The 18,257-nt window shown below is 33.9% G+C and carries 22 protein-coding genes; 10 read left to right on the forward strand and 12 right to left on the reverse strand.

Annotation, left to right across the window (positions count from 1 at the left end; genetic code table 11):
- Nucleotides 1-8: 8 nt before the first annotated feature.
- A complete protein-coding gene (locus BST92_RS11020) occupies nt 9-368 on the forward strand; it encodes an Hpt domain-containing protein (protein ID WP_105071499.1) in 360 nt (119 codons plus the stop codon).
- Between the two features lie 94 nt (nt 369-462).
- Nucleotides 463-2,334 carry a DEAD/DEAH box helicase gene (locus BST92_RS11025; RefSeq protein ID WP_170061746.1) on the forward strand — a complete coding sequence of 624 codons (1,872 nt, stop codon included), beginning with the start codon at nt 463-465 and terminating at the stop codon, nt 2,332-2,334.
- Between the two features lie 89 nt (nt 2,335-2,423).
- On the opposite strand, the gene BST92_RS14940 is transcribed toward BST92_RS11025, so the two are convergent.
- The 3 genes from BST92_RS14940 to BST92_RS11035 all read right to left on the reverse strand — a co-directional run bounded on the left by BST92_RS14940 (nt 2,424) and on the right by BST92_RS11035 (nt 5,229).
- Complete coding sequence (locus BST92_RS14940; RefSeq protein WP_146105150.1) at nt 2,424-2,672, reverse strand: hypothetical protein; 249 nt, start codon at nt 2,670-2,672, stop codon at nt 2,424-2,426.
- A gap of 40 nt (nt 2,673-2,712) precedes the next feature.
- Entirely contained in the window at nt 2,713-4,680 is a 1,968-nt protein-coding gene (locus BST92_RS11030; protein WP_211292482.1) for an endonuclease, read from the reverse strand.
- 84 nt (nt 4,681-4,764) lie between these two features.
- Nucleotides 4,765-5,229 carry a hypothetical protein gene (locus tag BST92_RS11035; RefSeq protein WP_105071501.1) on the reverse strand — a complete coding sequence of 155 codons (465 nt, stop codon included), beginning with the start codon at nt 5,227-5,229 and terminating at the stop codon, nt 4,765-4,767.
- Nucleotides 5,230-5,347: 118 nt separating this feature from the next.
- Between BST92_RS11035 and BST92_RS11040 the strand changes: the two genes are divergently transcribed.
- Nucleotides 5,348-6,481, forward strand: coding sequence for a DUF3095 family protein (locus BST92_RS11040; protein ID WP_105071502.1), 1,134 nt, complete (start codon nt 5,348-5,350; stop codon nt 6,479-6,481).
- 118 nt (nt 6,482-6,599) lie between these two features.
- Here BST92_RS11040 and BST92_RS11045 read toward each other — a convergent pair whose 3' ends face one another.
- Nucleotides 6,600-8,048 (reverse strand): glyceraldehyde-3-phosphate dehydrogenase, encoded by a 1,449-nt coding sequence (locus BST92_RS11045; protein WP_105071503.1) that lies wholly within the window; start codon nt 8,046-8,048, stop codon nt 6,600-6,602.
- 164 nt (nt 8,049-8,212) lie between these two features.
- Nucleotides 8,213-8,674, reverse strand: a complete 462-nt coding sequence (smpB, locus tag BST92_RS11050) for an SsrA-binding protein SmpB (protein ID WP_105072256.1) — start codon at nt 8,672-8,674, stop codon at nt 8,213-8,215.
- A 55-nt stretch (nt 8,675-8,729) separates the two neighbouring features.
- Here smpB and BST92_RS11055 point away from each other — a divergent pair, with 55 nt between their 5' ends.
- The 3 genes from BST92_RS11055 (at nt 8,730) to BST92_RS11065 (ending at nt 11,337) form a co-directional block, all read left to right on the forward strand.
- Nucleotides 8,730-9,479 (forward strand): DUF6503 family protein, encoded by a 750-nt coding sequence (locus tag BST92_RS11055; protein ID WP_105071504.1) that lies wholly within the window; start codon nt 8,730-8,732, stop codon nt 9,477-9,479.
- A 196-nt stretch (nt 9,480-9,675) separates the two neighbouring features.
- On the forward strand, nt 9,676-10,818 hold the full coding sequence (locus BST92_RS11060; RefSeq protein WP_105071505.1) for a fibrinogen-like YCDxxxxGGGW domain-containing protein: 1,143 nt from the start codon (nt 9,676-9,678) through the stop codon (nt 10,816-10,818).
- A gap of 102 nt (nt 10,819-10,920) precedes the next feature.
- Entirely contained in the window at nt 10,921-11,337 is a 417-nt protein-coding gene (locus BST92_RS11065) for a hypothetical protein (RefSeq protein WP_105071506.1), read from the forward strand.
- 75 nt (nt 11,338-11,412) lie between these two features.
- Here BST92_RS11065 and BST92_RS11070 read toward each other — a convergent pair whose 3' ends face one another.
- The 7 genes from BST92_RS11070 to BST92_RS11100 form a co-directional block, all read right to left on the reverse strand.
- Nucleotides 11,413-11,739 carry a DMT family transporter gene (locus BST92_RS11070; RefSeq protein ID WP_105071507.1) on the reverse strand — a complete coding sequence of 109 codons (327 nt, stop codon included), beginning with the start codon at nt 11,737-11,739 and terminating at the stop codon, nt 11,413-11,415.
- 69 nt (nt 11,740-11,808) lie between these two features.
- Nucleotides 11,809-12,252 (reverse strand): BLUF domain-containing protein, encoded by a 444-nt coding sequence (locus BST92_RS11075; protein ID WP_105071508.1) that lies wholly within the window; start codon nt 12,250-12,252, stop codon nt 11,809-11,811.
- A gap of 171 nt (nt 12,253-12,423) precedes the next feature.
- The gene (locus BST92_RS11080; RefSeq protein WP_105071509.1) at nt 12,424-12,807 is read right to left on the reverse strand and encodes a DUF3037 domain-containing protein; all 384 of its coding nucleotides are present in this window, start codon (nt 12,805-12,807) and stop codon (nt 12,424-12,426) included.
- Nucleotides 12,797-13,576, reverse strand: coding sequence for a HipA family kinase (locus tag BST92_RS11085; RefSeq protein WP_105071510.1), 780 nt, complete (start codon nt 13,574-13,576; stop codon nt 12,797-12,799). The genes BST92_RS11080 and BST92_RS11085 overlap by 11 nt, the downstream gene beginning before the upstream one ends.
- A 49-nt stretch (nt 13,577-13,625) precedes the next feature.
- Complete coding sequence (locus BST92_RS11090) at nt 13,626-14,270, reverse strand: TMEM175 family protein (RefSeq protein WP_105071511.1); 645 nt, start codon at nt 14,268-14,270, stop codon at nt 13,626-13,628.
- Nucleotides 14,271-14,327: 57 nt separating this feature from the next.
- Entirely contained in the window at nt 14,328-15,098 is a 771-nt protein-coding gene (locus tag BST92_RS11095; protein WP_105071512.1) for a S1/P1 nuclease, read from the reverse strand.
- 60 nt (nt 15,099-15,158) lie between these two features.
- On the reverse strand, nt 15,159-15,887 hold the full coding sequence (locus BST92_RS11100; RefSeq protein WP_105071513.1) for a M90 family metallopeptidase: 729 nt from the start codon (nt 15,885-15,887) through the stop codon (nt 15,159-15,161).
- Nucleotides 15,888-16,056: 169 nt separating this feature from the next.
- On the opposite strand from BST92_RS11100, the gene BST92_RS11105 reads away from it, so the two are divergent.
- From BST92_RS11105 to BST92_RS11120, 4 genes are read left to right on the forward strand one after another with little or no spacing between them, the layout of a single operon-like run.
- On the forward strand, nt 16,057-17,391 hold the full coding sequence (locus tag BST92_RS11105; RefSeq protein WP_211292483.1) for a histidine kinase: 1,335 nt from the start codon (nt 16,057-16,059) through the stop codon (nt 17,389-17,391).
- A gap of 1 nt (nt 17,392) precedes the next feature.
- Nucleotides 17,393-17,689 carry a 2TM domain-containing protein gene (locus BST92_RS11110; protein WP_105071514.1) on the forward strand — a complete coding sequence of 99 codons (297 nt, stop codon included), beginning with the start codon at nt 17,393-17,395 and terminating at the stop codon, nt 17,687-17,689.
- Between the two features lie 2 nt (nt 17,690-17,691).
- Nucleotides 17,692-17,985 carry a 2TM domain-containing protein gene (locus BST92_RS11115; RefSeq protein WP_105071515.1) on the forward strand — a complete coding sequence of 98 codons (294 nt, stop codon included), beginning with the start codon at nt 17,692-17,694 and terminating at the stop codon, nt 17,983-17,985.
- A gap of 2 nt (nt 17,986-17,987) precedes the next feature.
- Complete coding sequence (locus tag BST92_RS11120) at nt 17,988-18,257, forward strand: 2TM domain-containing protein (RefSeq protein ID WP_105071516.1); 270 nt, start codon at nt 17,988-17,990, stop codon at nt 18,255-18,257.

An 18,257-nucleotide genomic window follows, 5' to 3' on the forward strand; every position in this document is an offset into this window, starting at 1 on the left:
TATGATAAATGAGTGAAATTTTAAAACTAGAAACGCTTAAAGATAACTTTGGCGATGATGCAGAAACATTTGTACAAATTTTAGATGTTTTCTTGCAAGAAGTACCAGTAGATTATCAATTACTTAAAAAGCAAATCACAACAAAAGATTATAAGAATGCTGGTGAAATAGCACATAAGATAAAATCTAGTTATCGATTACTAGATATGGAAATGGAAACATTACTACTGCAGGAAATTGAAAATAGAGCCAAAACACAAAAGAACACAGATGAGATAGTAACCTTATTTGATCAATTTAATGTGAATTATGATACAGGTATAGACCTAGTACAGCGCACGCGTGACCTATTTGCTTCAAAAAGTTAAGGCCTTACTATAAGATTATTGATAATCAGTTGATTAATAATTAGTAGATAGAGCTTTTAATTTGTATTTTTGCAAAATATTTAAAAGAAGTTATTTGAAAAATTTTGAAGTCTTAGGACTCTCACAGCCGTTATTAGACGGCCTCGCTGACATGGGTTTTGAAAACCCAACAGAGATTCAGCAACAGTCTATTCCCATTTTATTGAAGCACGACGGAGACTTTATAGGTCTTGCTCAAACTGGTACGGGAAAAACTGCTGCTTTCGGTTTACCCTTATTGGATCTTATAGATGTTAATTCTCGTGAAGTACAAGCCCTTGTTCTGGCACCTACTCGCGAACTTGCTCAACAAATTTGTGGGCAAATGGAACAAATGTCTAAACACTTAGGTAAAGTGAATGTTGTTCCCGTTTTTGGTGGAGCAAATATTATGAATCAAATTAGAGACATACGTCGTGGTGCACAGATTATTGTGGCTACGCCTGGTCGATTAATGGATTTAATGAAACGTCGTGAAGTAAAATTAGATGCTTTAAAGTACATGATACTTGATGAGGCTGATGAGATGCTTAACATGGGTTTCAAAGAAGATATCGATTTTATCCTCTCAAAGAGTGATACTGGTAGAAATATCTGGTTATTTTCTGCTACAATGGCACGCGAGATAAAGCGTATTGTAGATACTTACATGGTACAGCCTGAAGAAGTACGTATCAACAGAGAAAATATCGTAAATACAAACATCGAGCATCAATCGATACAATTAAAAGCATCTGATAAGATTGAGGCGTTAAGACGTTTCTTAGATTATGATCAGGATATGTTTGGTGTCGTTTTTTGTCGTACAAAACGGGATACTCAAAATGTAGCAGATCAGTTGAACAACAATGGTTATGCAACTGAGGCTTTACATGGTGACATGTCACAAGCACAACGAGATGCTGCGATGAAACGTTTCCGTAATAAAAATCTTAAGCTACTTATAGCAACAGATGTTGCTGCACGTGGTATTGATGTAGATGATATTACTCACGTGATACACTTTGCCTTACCAGATGATCCAGAGTTTTACACGCACCGATCTGGTCGTACAGCTCGTGCTGGTAAAAAAGGTGTTTCTATTGCTTTAATTACTCGTGGAGATAATCGTAAACTAAAATTTATTGCTAGTAAATTAGGAATTGAGTTTACACAAGGTGAAGTGCCTGCTCTAGAAGCAATTACTCAAAAACGTATTTCTCGCTGGTCTGATAATATGATCAAACAAGAGATTAATGAGAAAATTGATGAAGAATTAGTAAACGCTGTACAAGAAAGTTTTGCCGACGTGACTAAGGAAGAGTTGATTGCAAAATTGTTGACTAAAGAATATAACTCAATTTATAAACGTAACTCTATTTCTGATCTTAATGATCGTTCTAAGGGACGTGATAGAGATGATAGTCCAAGACGTGAGCGTGGTAAACGTACAAGTCGTGGTACGGAAGAAGGAATGAAGACTTACTTTATCAATTTAGGTCTCAAAGATGACATTAATAAAGGAGCTTTACTAGGATATGTATGTGATACTACAGGTATTTCTGGTGCACAAATAGGTCGTATCGTTATGGATAAAACACATTCTTACATGGATGTAGCAGAGGACGTAGCGGCACAAATACTAACATTAGACGGAAAGCAACGTAATGGTCATGACCTAAGAGTTAATGAACATAAAGGTGTCGTTAAAGAACCAGCACGTGAACGTGGTGGTCGTAGCGGTGGCGGTTTCAAGGGACGTCGTGATTCAAACGGTGGTGGCGGTTTTAAAGGCCGTAGTAACTCTGGAGGCAGTAGCCACAGAGGAAGACGTTCTGATGCTGATAGCGGTTCAGGTAATAGAAGTAGTCGTCGCAGAAGTGATTCTTCTTCTGGCGGTAATGATAGTGGTGGTAACCGTGGCGGCTTTAAAGGTCGTAAGTGGTAATCACTATATTTTAAGTTTTAAAAAAGCCTGTTTAGTATTGACTAAACAGGCTTTTTTATTTTATTTTAATGAGATAAGAAAGAGTACGATTAATATCTATTTCTCAGACCTTTTTTGCGTTGTTCTTTCCTCAAATCTTGTCTGCGGTACTCTTCTTTATAGTCTCTTAATTTAGACCTAACCAGCCACAGTCCAAATAAGATACATAGAATGCTACCTATGATGATTGTATAATCGATTATAGGTGCTGTGAAAAAAAGTACATAAGGAATGATAAATAGAATGAAGGCAAATAAAAAGATGGATTGTAATCTACCAGTTAAAATACTACATAGCATTAAACGGGCTTCTTTTAAAATGTCAGATTTTTTATCATTCTTATTTTACAATCAACTTCAAACTTTGTGACGCATTTTCAGTTTGAACTTTCACTATATATAAACCTATAGGTAAATTGTGTTCAAAGGTTGTGTTTTGATCGATATCTTTTTTAAGGGTCATTCGTCCTAATTGATCATAGATTGTTACCTGAGTCTTTTGTTCTATCCCATAAATATGGAAGTTATTTTCACTAGGATTAGGAAATAGTTTTACAGTAGTTAACAGGTCACTTTCATTTGATAAAGTATAGTTTTGACCTACTTGATTTCCCCAAATATACTCTACTAACTCTGGATGATCGATAAAAGGATTACGATTGATTTGCCATGTATAGATTACATTATTACGATTCATTTCAAAATCATCTGGTGGATCATTTCTATGCCATTGTAATAGTGTTGCTAGATCACCTAACTGTCCTAAAGTGGAGTTGCTAGGATTACCATTTACCACATCAATATTATTATAACGCAAGGTCATATAAAATATAGCTCGAGCTACGTCTCCATGCCAAGAACCTTGCGTACCATTAGGCCCATCATATTCTGGGTAATCTTTATTACCTCGTGAGCTATTCTCACCACCATCAGTAGCTCTTAAATGATGAGCATCACTTTGTCCATGTCTTAAACTATCTACATTTGTGTTAGTCCATACAGCCATTCCATCAATAGTCTCATCATATTCTATTTCATAAAAGCCACCTCTTGAACGTGGATAGATGTGTTCTCGATTCCATTTTCCAGTACTATTACTACCTGTTTGATAGTCTGCTTTAGAGCGTTGTTGTTCCGTATACATCAGCCATACCTGATTAGAGTTTAATGGAGACTGATCAGATTCTTTCATGATTTGAACGATATCGTCATAAGTATGAATGCGTACTACAAACTCTTCAGCAATAATGTTAGTTATGGCAGTTTCTAATTGTGGACTAGCTAGCCCGTCTAAAGAATCATAATAGTTTGCCGGTGCTGTACTATTTACAATACCGTATGTAGGTGCTAGAGGTGTACCGTAAGCTGCTACTTGAAAATCGTTATCAACAACTAGATGGCGTTCATTGTCTTTTAATCTTTTAAAGCCTACTGGGACATTATTGTCTAGATTAACTCTTAATTCTTCATCACCTTCATCAATATTATCGTCTATGACGGTATAATTGGCAATAACACTAGTTTGTCCTGCAGTAAAAGTAACTTGAGAAGGACCTGTATAGTCCGTACTATCAAAATTTCCTAAACCAATTGTATAATTCAATAAATAGTCAGTAGTTAACGGCTGTGAAAGGGTAAAGGTTATATCAAAATTACCTCCTTCATTAATAGGTAATGGCGCTACTGTAAAATCTATACCCGTGTAAGTAGGAACAGTAGCATCATTTAAAGAGTGAGGAGAAGGTGCTTTCACTTCATAAGTTCCATCGGCTTTGCGCTGTATAGACTCAGTAGTTTTATTACCGTTTTCGTTTTCGTTGATTTGCACTGTGGTACCTAATAAAGTCATCAGTGTTGTATTATCTGCATCATCAGTATCATAGATCAGTGCATCTATGAGATTAGTTTGAGAGGCAAAGGATTGATCTGGCCAGTCAGTATCATTTCCTGCATAAATAGCTACTGCATCAGCTCCTAATTGAATGTTACTTTCAGCTAGATAACGGTCTGGCACAGGAGAAACGAGTGAGCTTCCTAACACTACTAGTCCATTATCGTCTGTAGTAAGACCATCTAAATCTACTGTATAATAACTTCTTCCCATTCCTGTGGAAGAACTTGTAGAGCCGTTAAAAAATACGAGAACGTATCCGTTGAGAGAAAAGAATGGTACATCAGACTTCAATTCTACAAATTGACGGTCATTTGTACTAGGTGTGTCAGCGTCTAGCTCATTGATGACTACTTGCGCTTTCGCGAAAGCGAGACCAAAAAGAGCCATGCTTATAAAAATGATAAATTTTTTCATTAAAGGGGATTTTGCGCAAAAATACATTTGTTTTTACGCATCTGAGAATAAGAAATAGTTAATTATAAAGGAGTTATCCAATAATTAAAAACGTATTGAAAGTCCTATAGAGTTACCTGTTGAAAAGAAAGACAGTTGAGTTGGAATATAGGCAGAGTCTGTCAGGCCTGAATTATAGATGTCTACTGCGGTATCTATTTTTCTAGTCTGTTTTATATTGATAGGAATGGCGATTACTATCAATCCTGCACCTAGAAACCCTTGTACGTTATCAAAATTTTTTCCAGCAATTAAATTTCCTAGTTGATATCCTATTAATGCGCCACCGGCAAACCCTAATATTTGAGATATACCTCTATATTGTCTAGCATCGTACAACAATCTATGGGCCTCTTTATTAGATTCTAAAACTCTATCTAAGTCAGAAATATTTAGAAAATCATCACCTAATTGATAGTGATAGCCACCAGTGGATATTTTTTTTATTTCTTGTCCTTGTGATATGATAAGATTAAAAACTAATAATAGTAAGGTAACGGTGGTCTTCATAATTCAATTTTATAGCGTATTAAATGTATGCTTTTTCTGTTTAAGTTAAGAGTTTTTAAAGGACAATTAGGTTTTGCAGGACTATTGTCTCGCATGATTAATAAATGTAAGTTTGAATATGACAAATAATGACTTTTATCGTAATTTATTCATCCAGCATATGCCTATTCAAGAGGTGTTGTTAGATCCTTCATTATTTGAAAATGTACCAGACAACTGGAATATCATTGTTACTGATGTGCAAAATTCAACTGCCGCAGTAGGTGCAGGAAATCATCAATTAGTTAATCTAGCTGCCACAGGTAGTATTGTGGCATGTCTTAATATAGCAAGAGATCATCAAGTGATGATACCGTTTTTTTTTGGTGGTGATGGAGCAACGATAATAGTCCCAGATCTGATACTTAAAGAATGTTTACATGCGCTTATCTTGCATCAAGAGAATTGTCAATCTAATTTTGATTTCTTTTTGAGAGTTGATTCTTGTAAAGTAGGCGACATGTATAAAAACGGCGCTACATTAAAAATTACTAAAGTAAAATTGAATGATTTACATATCATTCCTGTGGTACTAGGTGATGCGCTACAAATGGCCGAAGATGAAGTGAAGTCTAGAAGTCGGAAGATGACATTATTTGATATTCCTTATAACCTCAATTTAAAAGGAATGGAGTGTAAATGGGATAAGATTGCTCCACCAGTAGATGATAATGAAATTTTGACTCTTATAATCAAAGCTGAAACCACGAATTTACAAAGCTCTATATATAGTGAAGTTTTATCTAAAATGGAGACTATTTATGGTGATGTAAAAAAAAGACATCCCATTACTAGTGAAAAATTGATAATGATTAATAGTCTAGATCAGCTCAAAAGCGAAGTCTTAATGAAGTTCTCTGAACTTAAATGGAAAGAAGTGCTAACCAGCGCCTTGCGCTCTATTATGGCCCGATGGTATTTAAAAAATAATAAAAAAGGACGTGATTATTTAAGAGAATTACCAGAGTTAACAGAATCTCTAATGGTAGATGGTACCATTAATACAGTTATATCTGGAACAAAAAAACAACGTGAATTATTGCTGTTTGAATTACAGTCAATGCAGGATAAAGGTTTGTTGCGTTACGGTTTTTATGTAAGTAAAACTAGTATTCTATCGTGTTATGTGACAGCTATTGATGACTATCATGTACACTTTTTAGATGGTGATCAAGGTGGTTATACACAAGCTTCCAAATTACTAAAAGTCTAATGCTCAAAATATATTAGATCTAATTAAATTATGTTCTTTTATAATGTAAAACTGTTTTGAAACGAATAAAAAAAGCCATCTCTATAGAGATGGCTTTTTAAATTTATTATCAGCAATTTTAATAGTATGTGAATCGTCTTACTTTAGCAATATATTTTGCAAGTCTTATTACTTGATGACTGTATCCATACTCATTATCATACCATACATACAACACGACGTTTTTACCGTCTGCACTTACAATTGTTGCATTAGAATCAAATATAGATGGAGCGTTAGAGCCTATTATGTCACTAGAAACTAATTCATTATCAATTGAATATTTGATTTGCTCTACAAGATCACCTTCTAGTGCATACTTTTTCATGATTTGATTAATACCTTCTTTACTAGTAACTGTTTCTAATTCTAGATTTAAGATAGCAAGAGACCCATTAGGCACGGGAACACGTATTGCATTAGAGGTTAATTTACCTTCAAATGATGGTAAGGCTTTACTGACCGCTTTACCAGCACCTGTCTCAGTAATAACCATATTTAAAGCAGCTGCACGACCACGGCGGTATTTACTGTGCATATTATCTACTAGATTTTGATCATTGGTATAAGCGTGTATGGTCTCTAAGTGTCCTTTTACCACACCGAAGGTGTCTTCTACAGCCTTTAATACTGGTGTAATAGCATTAGTCGTACAGCTAGCAGCAGAGAAAATATCTACTTGATCTGGATCATTCTCTAACTGGTTAACACCATGTACAATATTAGGGATTCCTTTACCTGGAGCCGTTAATAATACTTTATGAGCACCTTTAGCTTTTAAATGACGAGCTAGTGCTTCATCATCTCTAAAAGCTCCAGTATTATCTATAATTAATGCATCATTAATACCATAAGAGGTATAGTCAATATCTTCAGGAGCATTTGCACTAATCATTTTAACGGTAGTACCATTTATAATGAGAGATTCATTTGCAACATCAAAACTTACAGTTCCAGAAAAATCACCATGTACAGAATCTTGTGCAAGTAGAGAAGCACGTTTTTCTAAAACGGTCTCATCGATTTTACCACGAGTTACTATAGCTCTTAATCTTAACTGGCTACCTTTTCCGGCCTTAGTCATTAACTCGCGAGCTAATAAGCGACCAATTCTACCAAAACCGTATAATACCACATCCTTAGGCTTGATATCATTTGCTTGTTGTGCATCACCTAATTTACTAGCAACAAATGCGGTCGCATTTTGATAGTCATTATCTTCTAGATGGTACTCATAAGTTAATTTACCTATGTCTAGTTTTGCAGGAGGCATGTCTAATTGTAGAATAGCCTGAGCTATTTCTACACTATCAAAAACCGATATAGGCTTTTGTACAAACTCACCAGCATACTCATGCAGGTTGATGATCTCACTCACGTTACGATCAATCAATTGATTTCTAAAAAGCACCAGCTCTATAGACTTATCATACCATAAATCACTTACGGCTTTAATAAATGCAACTGCTGCGCGACGCCTATCAGTTTGAAAGGCGAGCTCTTTTTCATAAGTATCTAAGCTACTCATTGAATGGGTTTTTGTGGGTTTTATTTGGCTGCAAAAGTAATACTTCTACAACGTTTTCGTAAATCGTTTTAACTAAAAATTTAGAGGCTTGTAATCATAGCTTTTATAAAATTTCATAAACTTCTAGCCTCAATCGTACTTAAGCGGTAACTATTATTAAAAAACTATTTATAAGCTTTCTTAATTTGATCCAGTCGTTTTTTATTATCACGATCTTTAATAGTTTCCCTTTTATCGTGTAGTTTCTTTCCTTTAGCTAGAGCGATATCCATTTTAGCAAGTCCTTTATCATTGATAAATAACTTAAGAGGTATAATTGTATTACCACTAGAGTTGACGTCTTTTTCTAGCTTTTTAAGCTCCTTACGGTTTAATAGTAGCTTGCGAGCTTGTTTAGGCTTATGATTAAAATAAGTTGCATGAGAGTATTCTTGTACAGTCATGTTAATTATAAAAAGTTCGCCATTTGTAAATTCACAAAACGCCTCGGCTATACTAGCTTTACCTAAACGTATAGCTTTAATTTCTGTACCGCCCAAAACGATACCAGCCATATACTTATCCAGTATCTCGTATTCAAATCGTGCTTTACGATTTTTAATCTCTATGTTGTTCTTAAATTTCATATAACATTGGCAAATATAATTTAATGGTCCTAAGTCATCGTTATATATTTGTGAAATGAAAAAAATCATCTTTACATTTATTTGTATTTCTGCAGTTTTATTGCAATCCTGTGATAATAAGCCATCCCTCAATGCAGACCAGATTATCGATAAAGCACTTCATGCACACGGTAGTGATTTATTAGAAAATTCTGTTATGGAGTTTAATTTTAGAGATATCGCATATAAAGCGACACGCAATAGTGGTATCTATGAATTTACTAAAACACGTGCAACTGATTCTACTATCGTTATAGATATATTGAATAATGAAACGAGTAAACGTACTATCAATAAAATCCCGCAAAAAATAGCAGATTCAACTATGGCTAATTATGCTAGTAGTGTGAATAGCGTCATTTATTTTGCTCAACTACCTTATAGTCTCAACGGTACCGCTGTTTATCGCAAATTAATAGGAGAGAAGATTATTAAAAATCAGCCTTACTATAAAATTAAGGTAACATTCGATCCTAATGGTGGTGGAGAAGATCATGAAGATGAATTTATATATTGGATACATAAAGAAACCTTCCATATAGATTATCTCGCATATTCTTATTGTGAAGAGGATTGTGGATATCGCTTTCGCGAAAGCGTAAACCGCAGGAGTCTTAAGGGTGTGACCATCCAAGATTATAATAATTATAAAGAATCTGTTCAAGATCCTGATCTCTCACAAATGGATCAACTTTTTATCGATGAAAATCTAGAGTTGCTTAGTGAGATAAAATTAGAAGAGGTGCAAATTACATTACTTAAATAAGTAATTATTTAAATGAATGCTTACCATAATAGTTAGCTTTAAAGCTTGTTAAAAGCTGATTTGCTTTAAATGTAGTTTCTATGAGCATAGGTTTTTTAAGTGAGCACCATTTTAGAATTGGTAAATAAATTAATGTGTTGATGCTCTAATGGTTATATTTGACTCTTAAATATTGCTCATATTTTAATTTTTTTAAATGCTCAAGTATTTTAGTAGTGCGTTATTATTGTTATTCTCTTTTTTTATTAGTTATTCTCAGGTAGGTATAGGAACCATATTACCAGAGCCGTCTTCCATTCTTGATATAGAATCGACTACACAAGGTGTTTTGTTTCCTAGGATGACAACTGTTGAGAGAAATGCAATTTTAACACCAGCGATAGGTCTTTTTATATATAATTTAGACAGTGATTGTTTTCAATATTACAAAGGTACAGCCTGGTCTGGTTGTTTGAGTGAAGCGCCTATCAATTCTCTAGTTTGTTCATCAACGACAGTAAATGGAGCATACTTAACAGGTAATCCTTTAAATGCGACTAATACAATAACCATAGATGTTATAGTTAATGTTATAGAAGCATACACTATAAGTACTAATACATTGAATGGGTATAGCTTTACAGGCTCTGGTGTTTTTAGTAATATAGGTTTAAATACAATCACTCTTACTGGTTCAGGTACACCAGTGGCTCAACAATCTGATGATTTTACTATAACCTTTACAGGTAGAGGAGATACTTGTCTAGCTAGCGTTAATGTAACATCAGTTTTATCAAATTGTCTAGCTTATTATAATGCAGGTTACACTACTGATGGAGTTTATAATATTGATCCAGATGGTGCTGGAGGAAATCCAGCTTATAACTGTTATTGTGATATGACTAATGATGGTGGTGGATGGACTCTAGTATTTAATCATAATACAGCTGGAGGTTACTGGGCAAATAACACTGAAGCAATTGAGTTTAATGTAGCTTCACCTAGTTTAACGACCAATAAGTATTCAATTTTAAGTAAACTAGATGAGCTTATAAGTGGAACGGCTTATGAGTTTAGACTTCATTACCCGACTTTAAGTTTGACTAATCACTGGTCACAAACTTTTGACCCTAGAAGTGCAGCATCAGGAATAAGGCCTGTAGCTGGGTATAACCCGATTAATATTAGTATGTCTAATAATAATTGGGGTGGATTAGAACTGTCTGGTAGTAATACTTTCTTAGATGGCTCAGTTAATTCAGGAAACTGGTATTATTCGTTAGGAAGTGTTAATCAATGGAATGGTGGCGTGCCATCTAACGCTAGTGCTGTAAGTGCGGTTCAATTGTTTGTTAGATAATACTAAAAAAGATTCTTAACTACTTTATTTTAAGCCTGATATATATCATATAAGTTGAGGTTACTGTTATTTAATTTTGAATAAATAACAAAAACTCACAACATGAATAACGTAGAAATCAATCAAGGAGAAATTAAAGTTAAACTTAAAGGGTTAGAGTCTGGCAAGATATCATTTACAGCAATGGGTTTTGAAAATGATTCAGTTAATTTAGATAGTGGTTTACTACGTCTTGTGTTTGATTTAAAAGATATAGGTGAGCATAGCTATTATCAGGTACCTACTATTGAAATAGTTTATCAAGAAAATATGTCTGAGACTCACTGGATATGTGAGTTTAATGGCAAAACTATTTTAGATAAAATGGATCACCACGGTAATTCTACGATCTTGTTATTAAATAGAAAAGTGTTAAGTGAACTTGAACAACATCATGAAAATAATTTGATTGTACATGCTGAGTTTACTCAACCAGCAAACATTAATCTAGAGAGATCATTTATACACTTTTTCAAATAAGATTTAGAAAATAATAAGTTACAAAACCTCTATAACCGCAAAGGTTGCATAGAGGTTTTGTATTATGATATAAATCTAATTAGATACCGCTTTTAAGCCTACAATAGACATTACTAAAGTGGAAATAAAAAACAATCTCCAGAAGGTGGCAGGTTCTTTAAAAACAAGAATGCCTAATAGAACAGTTCCTATGGCACCTATACCTGTCCATACAGCATAAGCAGTACCTATAGGTAGTTCCTTAGTCACTTTAACTAGCAAGATCATACTTATGGATAAGCATACTATAAAACCTATGTACCAATAGGTGGTGTGTATACCTGTGCTTTCTTTAGCCTTGCCTAAACAGGTCGCAAAAGCCACTTCAAATAAACCTGCAATGATTAATAATATCCAGTTCATAAAATGGGTGTATTAGCTTTTGTCTAATATAAATTTATATTATCGTTTAAAATAGGTAATTAGAACCAGTTAAACCTGTGTGCCATTTACTTGTTGATGGGTAAGATGTGTATGTAAATAATCTGCAATTTCAGGTAATTGATTGATAAGTTCATTTGAAAGGTTGGGATTTTCAAATCCATGTAATATTCCAGGTATCATACTTATTGAAGGGTCATTAAAATCTGCACAACCCATTGACCAATTAGAAAATAGTCGATTCTTTACGATGCTGTCATTTAATATTTTAAAATCTGTATGACGACTATCTTTTACTAAACGTTCTAATAATTCAGTCATCTTATTTAATTCGCCTTCTATGATTTGTAGAAAATAACCATCTTTATGAACTAAAACACCACTGATATTATCTAAAGTATTATATGCTCTTGAGTCATGTAATAAATCAAGTAAATCTCTTTTATTAAAATCTTTACAGGCCTTACTTGTATAAACAATGCGACGTAGTTTCATGATTCAGATTTATAGATAACTTAAAATGTTACAGTGTTAAATTTAATTTTAAAGCTGTTTAAGTATTTATCTTTTTAAGCCTTACAAAGTTAATAATTTGCGATGGTCTAGGCTTTTAATTTTATAAAAATGAATCACTTTTTATAGTGTTACTACTGCTAAACAACATCTTTAAAGAACATAGTGTGTGTATAATTCTTCTAGTGTTTTTTCTGGATCATCAGTTAAACCTGGATGAGTCTTAGAACTTTGAATAATCGTACTTCTACAAGCAGATAACCACCGGAAACGATCAGACAATTCCATAGCACCTATTTTACCGCTAGTAGGTGAGCCATCGCAAATGATTTTCCACGCATTAAGATAATCTTCAAAAACTGTAATATCAGCATCTGGATTAAATGCCATTAACTTTTCTGGGTTAATGAAATATTTAATACCTATAAATTTTTTGCGCTTGCAAAATAGAATCACACCTACATTAAAGAATTCTTCTCTTTCAACTTTAGGGACTATTCTTATTACCGCATACTCAAATGTAAATCTATCTTGCATCTATAACTTCTTTAATGAGTAAATCAATTTTAGACAACCGCGATTTTAAAAATAATATATAAGCATTTTTAATCTTGATACTAGACATGTGATCTGTCTCATTAGTTAACCAGTCCTCTGGTATGTTAGAGACTATTTCTGTAATTTTTTCCAGACTTAAAGATTCTCTAATAACTATTGCAGCTTCTTCTAGTTTAGTAGCTTTTTGAAGCAGTACATGATCTTTAATTAAAGGAAAAGTTCTGGTAAGGTGATTCTCCCAGGAGCTCCAGTCGTGATGGAAGTAAAAGCTAGCACCATTATCTATTACCCATAGTTCTTTATTCCAGTGTAGTAAATTTGTGTTTTTTGCAGTGCGGTCTATATTACTAATGATACTATCCAGTAGTACAACTTTTGATGCGGTAAGAGCATCTGTTTCACTTACTAGTGGATCGTAAGTGATGGAGCCTGTTAAAAAATGTAATCCTAGATTTAAACCGACGCTAAATTTAAGTAGGTCCTGTATCTCTTCATCAGGTTCTGTTTTACTGAAAGAGTCGTCCAGATTCATAAAGACTATTTCCGGGACATTTAAACCTATAGAACGAGCTATTTCACCTCCTAAAAGCTCAGAGATAAGAGCTTTTTTACCTTGTCCAGCACCTCTGAATTTTATGACATAGAGAAAATCATCGTCTGCTTTAACGATGGCAGGTAGTGAACCACCTTCTCGTAAGGGTTGTACATAACGTACAACATCTACAGTACGAATATCAATTTTATTCATAATTCTAAATTGCTAAATATGAGTCTGAAAAGGTTTTAAACCGTACAATTTATTTCTTCTGTTTGCGAGAGATGCGTCTACCACGTCGGGTACTTTTACGTTTATAAACGATATCAATAAACTTAAGTAAAGGCAACAATAGGATAGGTGTAAATCTAGAGAGGATTACAAACTTTAAAGAAACGATTATCGCTAGTAACCATATGAAACTCGCTGCTAGATCTCTAGACTTAATCCATTGTAGGGTGATCTTTTCTTTAGGATTATTTAATAAGCCATCTTTCTGAATCCTATATACCATTAAATATTTGAACAAGCTGAGTGCTATTATATTTCCAGAATACACCATAAATGGTTCGTTTATATAAAATGTTTTGCAATAGAAAGCTGTTGTAAACGGCATTAATACTACCATAAACAATAGCATGATATTGATCCACAGTACCGATGTGGTATAATGTTTAATATGCTTAGAAATATTCATGTGACTCACCCAATAAACGGCTATCACAATAAAACTAACTGTATATCCTATAAAATTAGGAATCAGTTGGGAAATATTAAAAGCAAAGGTGTTGGTCTGTATTGCTCGATAATTAGGTACTGTTAGATCCAGTACCAACAAGGTCATTGCAATGGCAAATACCGCGTCCGTAAAGTTGTTAACTCTGGTTTTGTCGTAGGTAAGATTCATTTAGTAAATATATAAGATTTTAATAATTACGCTTTCGCGAAAGCGTAATCAATAAACCTAACCTAGCACCTCATTGAGTAGTGCCGCTAGTCGCACTCCACCTTTTTGTAACTGTCCTTTAAGTACAGCAAAATAGTCGTACATATAGCGATAACCTAATTTTTCTCCTACGGTCGTGTTTGCATAGATATCTCTTACTACAATCCGACTATCTTCTAACCAGTCTCTATGTGTACCACTAGCCATGGCTTTAAGTTCTTTTCTAGTAAGTTGTGGCATGTTAATAGCTAGTTCACTATATGACATTCCATAACTTTCTATCATTTGAGAATCCCAAACGCGATGTAAATTAGAACCATCACGATACCAGCGCACTTGAAAATCATTTCCACCTTTATCTTCACTAATACCAGTATGCAATGGTTGATGTAGGTCACCTATGAAATGAACTAATAGACGCAGTTGAAAAGCTTTTTCTTCTTTTGAAGCCATATCAGACTTTAAGGTGGCTATACAGTGATCAATGGCCTGTATGATGTCGCCTTTCTCACTTTGTGGATGCGTGTCATAAGTCTTATCAAAAGGAATGTTCACATAATGTTGTGGACCATAAGCTCTATATAAGGTGTCACTTTTTATGTCGTCTGCATAGGTTGATACTAGAGCGAGTGATTCTCCATCTAGCAACTGGGCAATTGCTTTACGAGCTTTTTTATTTAGATATTGGTCTGCTATAGCACCAGTAGTGCGGTGACCGGTTTTTCCCCAATCGTCTGCTTGTACAGTATAGGTAACTAAAAATAGAAATAAAGCAATGATGTAACGCATGATTTAATTTTTGTGGCAAGTTACTACTGCCGTAATTTAATAATGTTAGGTATTTATTAATTATTCTTGGTCTGGTGTAAAACACTTTGAGAGCATTTGATAAATGTCTGGATGTTTGCGTTTCATTAATTTGGGTCTCGAGAAAAAATACTCTGCTGCAACAGCAAAAAATTCTATCTGGCTGCTACCACCATAATGACGTAAGTCTGATTTGTCTCTATTAATGCGCTCCATTTCTTCATGCATTAGATTGATCCATGGAATCACGTATGATTGTTCTAATAAAGCATCAGGTATACCATCAATAGTACCATCCATTTTATCAATAAGGTGTACAAACTCGTGTATGGCGGTATTTAATTTATCGGTATCGTTTTTAAAACCATGGTAGAGTGCTTCTTTAGACAATATCATTTTATGATTCCACTTACCGGTTCCTACCATTCCAAATATGCGTCTACCATTTCCATGGCCTTCAAATTCTAGATTCTCATTAAAATGTTCGGGCAGTATAATAACGGTTTTTAAGTTGCTATAATGCCAGTCAGGAAATTGAAATACAGGTATTATTGCGCTAGCGGCTATTAATAAAGCATCAGTTTCTGTAGGTTCTGTTTCTATAGTTTCAATCTCAATCTCATCAAGAAACGCTTGCATGCGCAGTTTAAAAAACAATCGTTCTCTAGGTTCTAACTTTTTAAAAAAGCTGACATGTTCTAGTAAGATTTCATCCCAGTGATCTGTAGATGGTGCTGGTGTTTTTTTACGGAAAAGATTAAAAATGGGCATGCAAGAAATGTATTATAAAAGCTAAATATAATAGCCGAAGGGTGATTTTTTACAATTGAGTTGTGTTTTTCTACAATTGGGTTATTATGACTTTATATAAAGAGAAGACTGTTTCATATTTGTGCTGTTCTAAACGAATAAAGTATTTTTAGAATTACAAACAGAAAGTATGTCATTTAAGAAATTTATAAAATTTATAATCGCAGGTATAGTTATCTCTATTGTCATTAATTTAATTAATGCATACATGAGAGGTGGCTTTTTAACCATTGTAAAAGAAATAGAAGGTTTTGGTATCAACTTTATGTTTTCTATCGTGTTAACAGTGGGAAATCAATGGTGGTTTGATTTAATGACCAAAAAGTATTCTTGGAAAGAACATACTTTAAAACGTATTATACTAGGTGCAGTAGGATCAGTAATCATTACTATGGTTTTATTAACCATACTTAATTTTTTTACTTATGTGGTCATCTACGGTGGTAGCTGGGATAGCTTTGTGAGTAAACAGTCTATAGATTGGTATTTGTTTGGGTTATTTATCACCCTAGTGATGACACTTATCTATCATGCTATTTACTTCTATAGATTGTCTCAAACTCAAAAAGTAAATGAACAAAAAGTTATTGCAAGGTCTGCAACCGCACAATTTGATGCTTTAAAGAACCAGCTGGATCCACACTTTTTATTCAATAGTTTAAATGTATTGGTTTCTTTAATTGAAGAAAATCCTAAAGCCGCTACTAAGTTTACCACATCACTTTCTAAAGTGTATCGCTATGTACTAGAACAGCGCAATAAAGAACTGGTAACGGTAGATGATGAATTGAGTTTTGCAAGAGCTTATGTAGGACTTCTTAAAACGCGATTTGAAGATAGCATAGAAATAGATATCCCAGAAAAAAGCTCTGATCCAGACATGAAAGTAGTGCCGTTATCCTTGCAATTATTACTTGAGAACGCCGTAAAACACAATGTTGTAAGCGATAGCAAGCCTTTAAAACTGCGTATCTATGAAGAGAACAATCAGTTAATCATCGAAAACAATTTGCAAAAAAAACAAGTGCCTAATACCAGCAGTGGTGTAGGACTTCAAAATATTGCATCAAGATATCAATTACTTACTAAGCGTAAAATGAGTATCGCACAAGATGATCAGTTTTTCAGAGTACAAATTCCTATTCTAATTAAATCACAAGATGTATTAACCTCAAAAATAGAAGACATGACACCAGTAGAGGACATAAAATTAATCAAAGCAAAAGAACGAGTAGCCAGCATTAAAGAGTTTTATGATGATGTTGTTAAGACAGTTGGTATTTTACTTTTCCTAGCCGCTATTAATTACTTTACATCAGACTTTCCATGGGTGATATTCCCTGCGATAGGTATGAGTATAGGGTTAGTATTTCAATACCTGCGCACTTATGAAAATGATGTGTTTTTAGGTAAAGGCTGGGAAGACCGTAAGATTGAAGAATTAATGAACGATAAAAACTTTTAAGATGAAAAAAGAAGAAACATATCAAGAACGTTACACAAGAGCAAAGGCTCGAGTTGAAGAGATTAGATCATTTTATAACCACCTATTTATTTATATCATTGTTAATATAGGTATTGCATCACTTAACTATTATCAAAATGAGTGGCAATTTGCATGGTTTTTATTCCCTTTAGGTGGATGGGGAATAGGTCTACTAGGTCACGCACTAGGTACATTCAGTGCAAATCCATTTACGGGTAAGAATTGGGAACAACGCAAGATTCAAGAATTAATGGAAAAAGAACGTTTAAACAACTAACTATGGAATCTAAATTTAACGAGCAAGAAGCACGTGAAAAAGCCCAGAAACGTGTTAAAGATATAAAAGGCTTTTATGATCACTTAATAGTATTTATCATCATCCATTTATTAATTCTAGCGGCAGTGCTTTATTTTAATGGTGATTTAAGGTTTTTTATAACCTTTACATTACTAGGTTGGGGAATTGGACTATTTATTCATGCATTAGTCGTTTTTAAATGGAATCCATTTACTACTGAAGATTGGGAAAAACGTAAACTTAAACAGTTTATAGAAGAACAAGAAAATCAATAACAATGAGTAAAGAGCTAGAAAAAGCCAAGACAAAAGTTAGAAATATAAAAGGTCTCTATAACCACTTAATCATATTTGTGGTGATGAATCTAATTTTTCTAGCGGTGGTTCTCTACATTGATTTTAGTGTAAACTATTTTATTAACTTCTTTGTTTTACCATGGGGAATGGGCATTTTTATCCAGTGGATGATCGTCATTAAATGGAATCCTTTCACAAGTAAAAAGTGGGAAGAACGCCAAATTAAAAAATACCTAGATAAAGAAAATTAA

The organism is Nonlabens arenilitoris (genome assembly GCF_002954765.1).
Classification (GTDB): domain Bacteria; phylum Bacteroidota; class Bacteroidia; order Flavobacteriales; family Flavobacteriaceae; genus Nonlabens; species Nonlabens arenilitoris.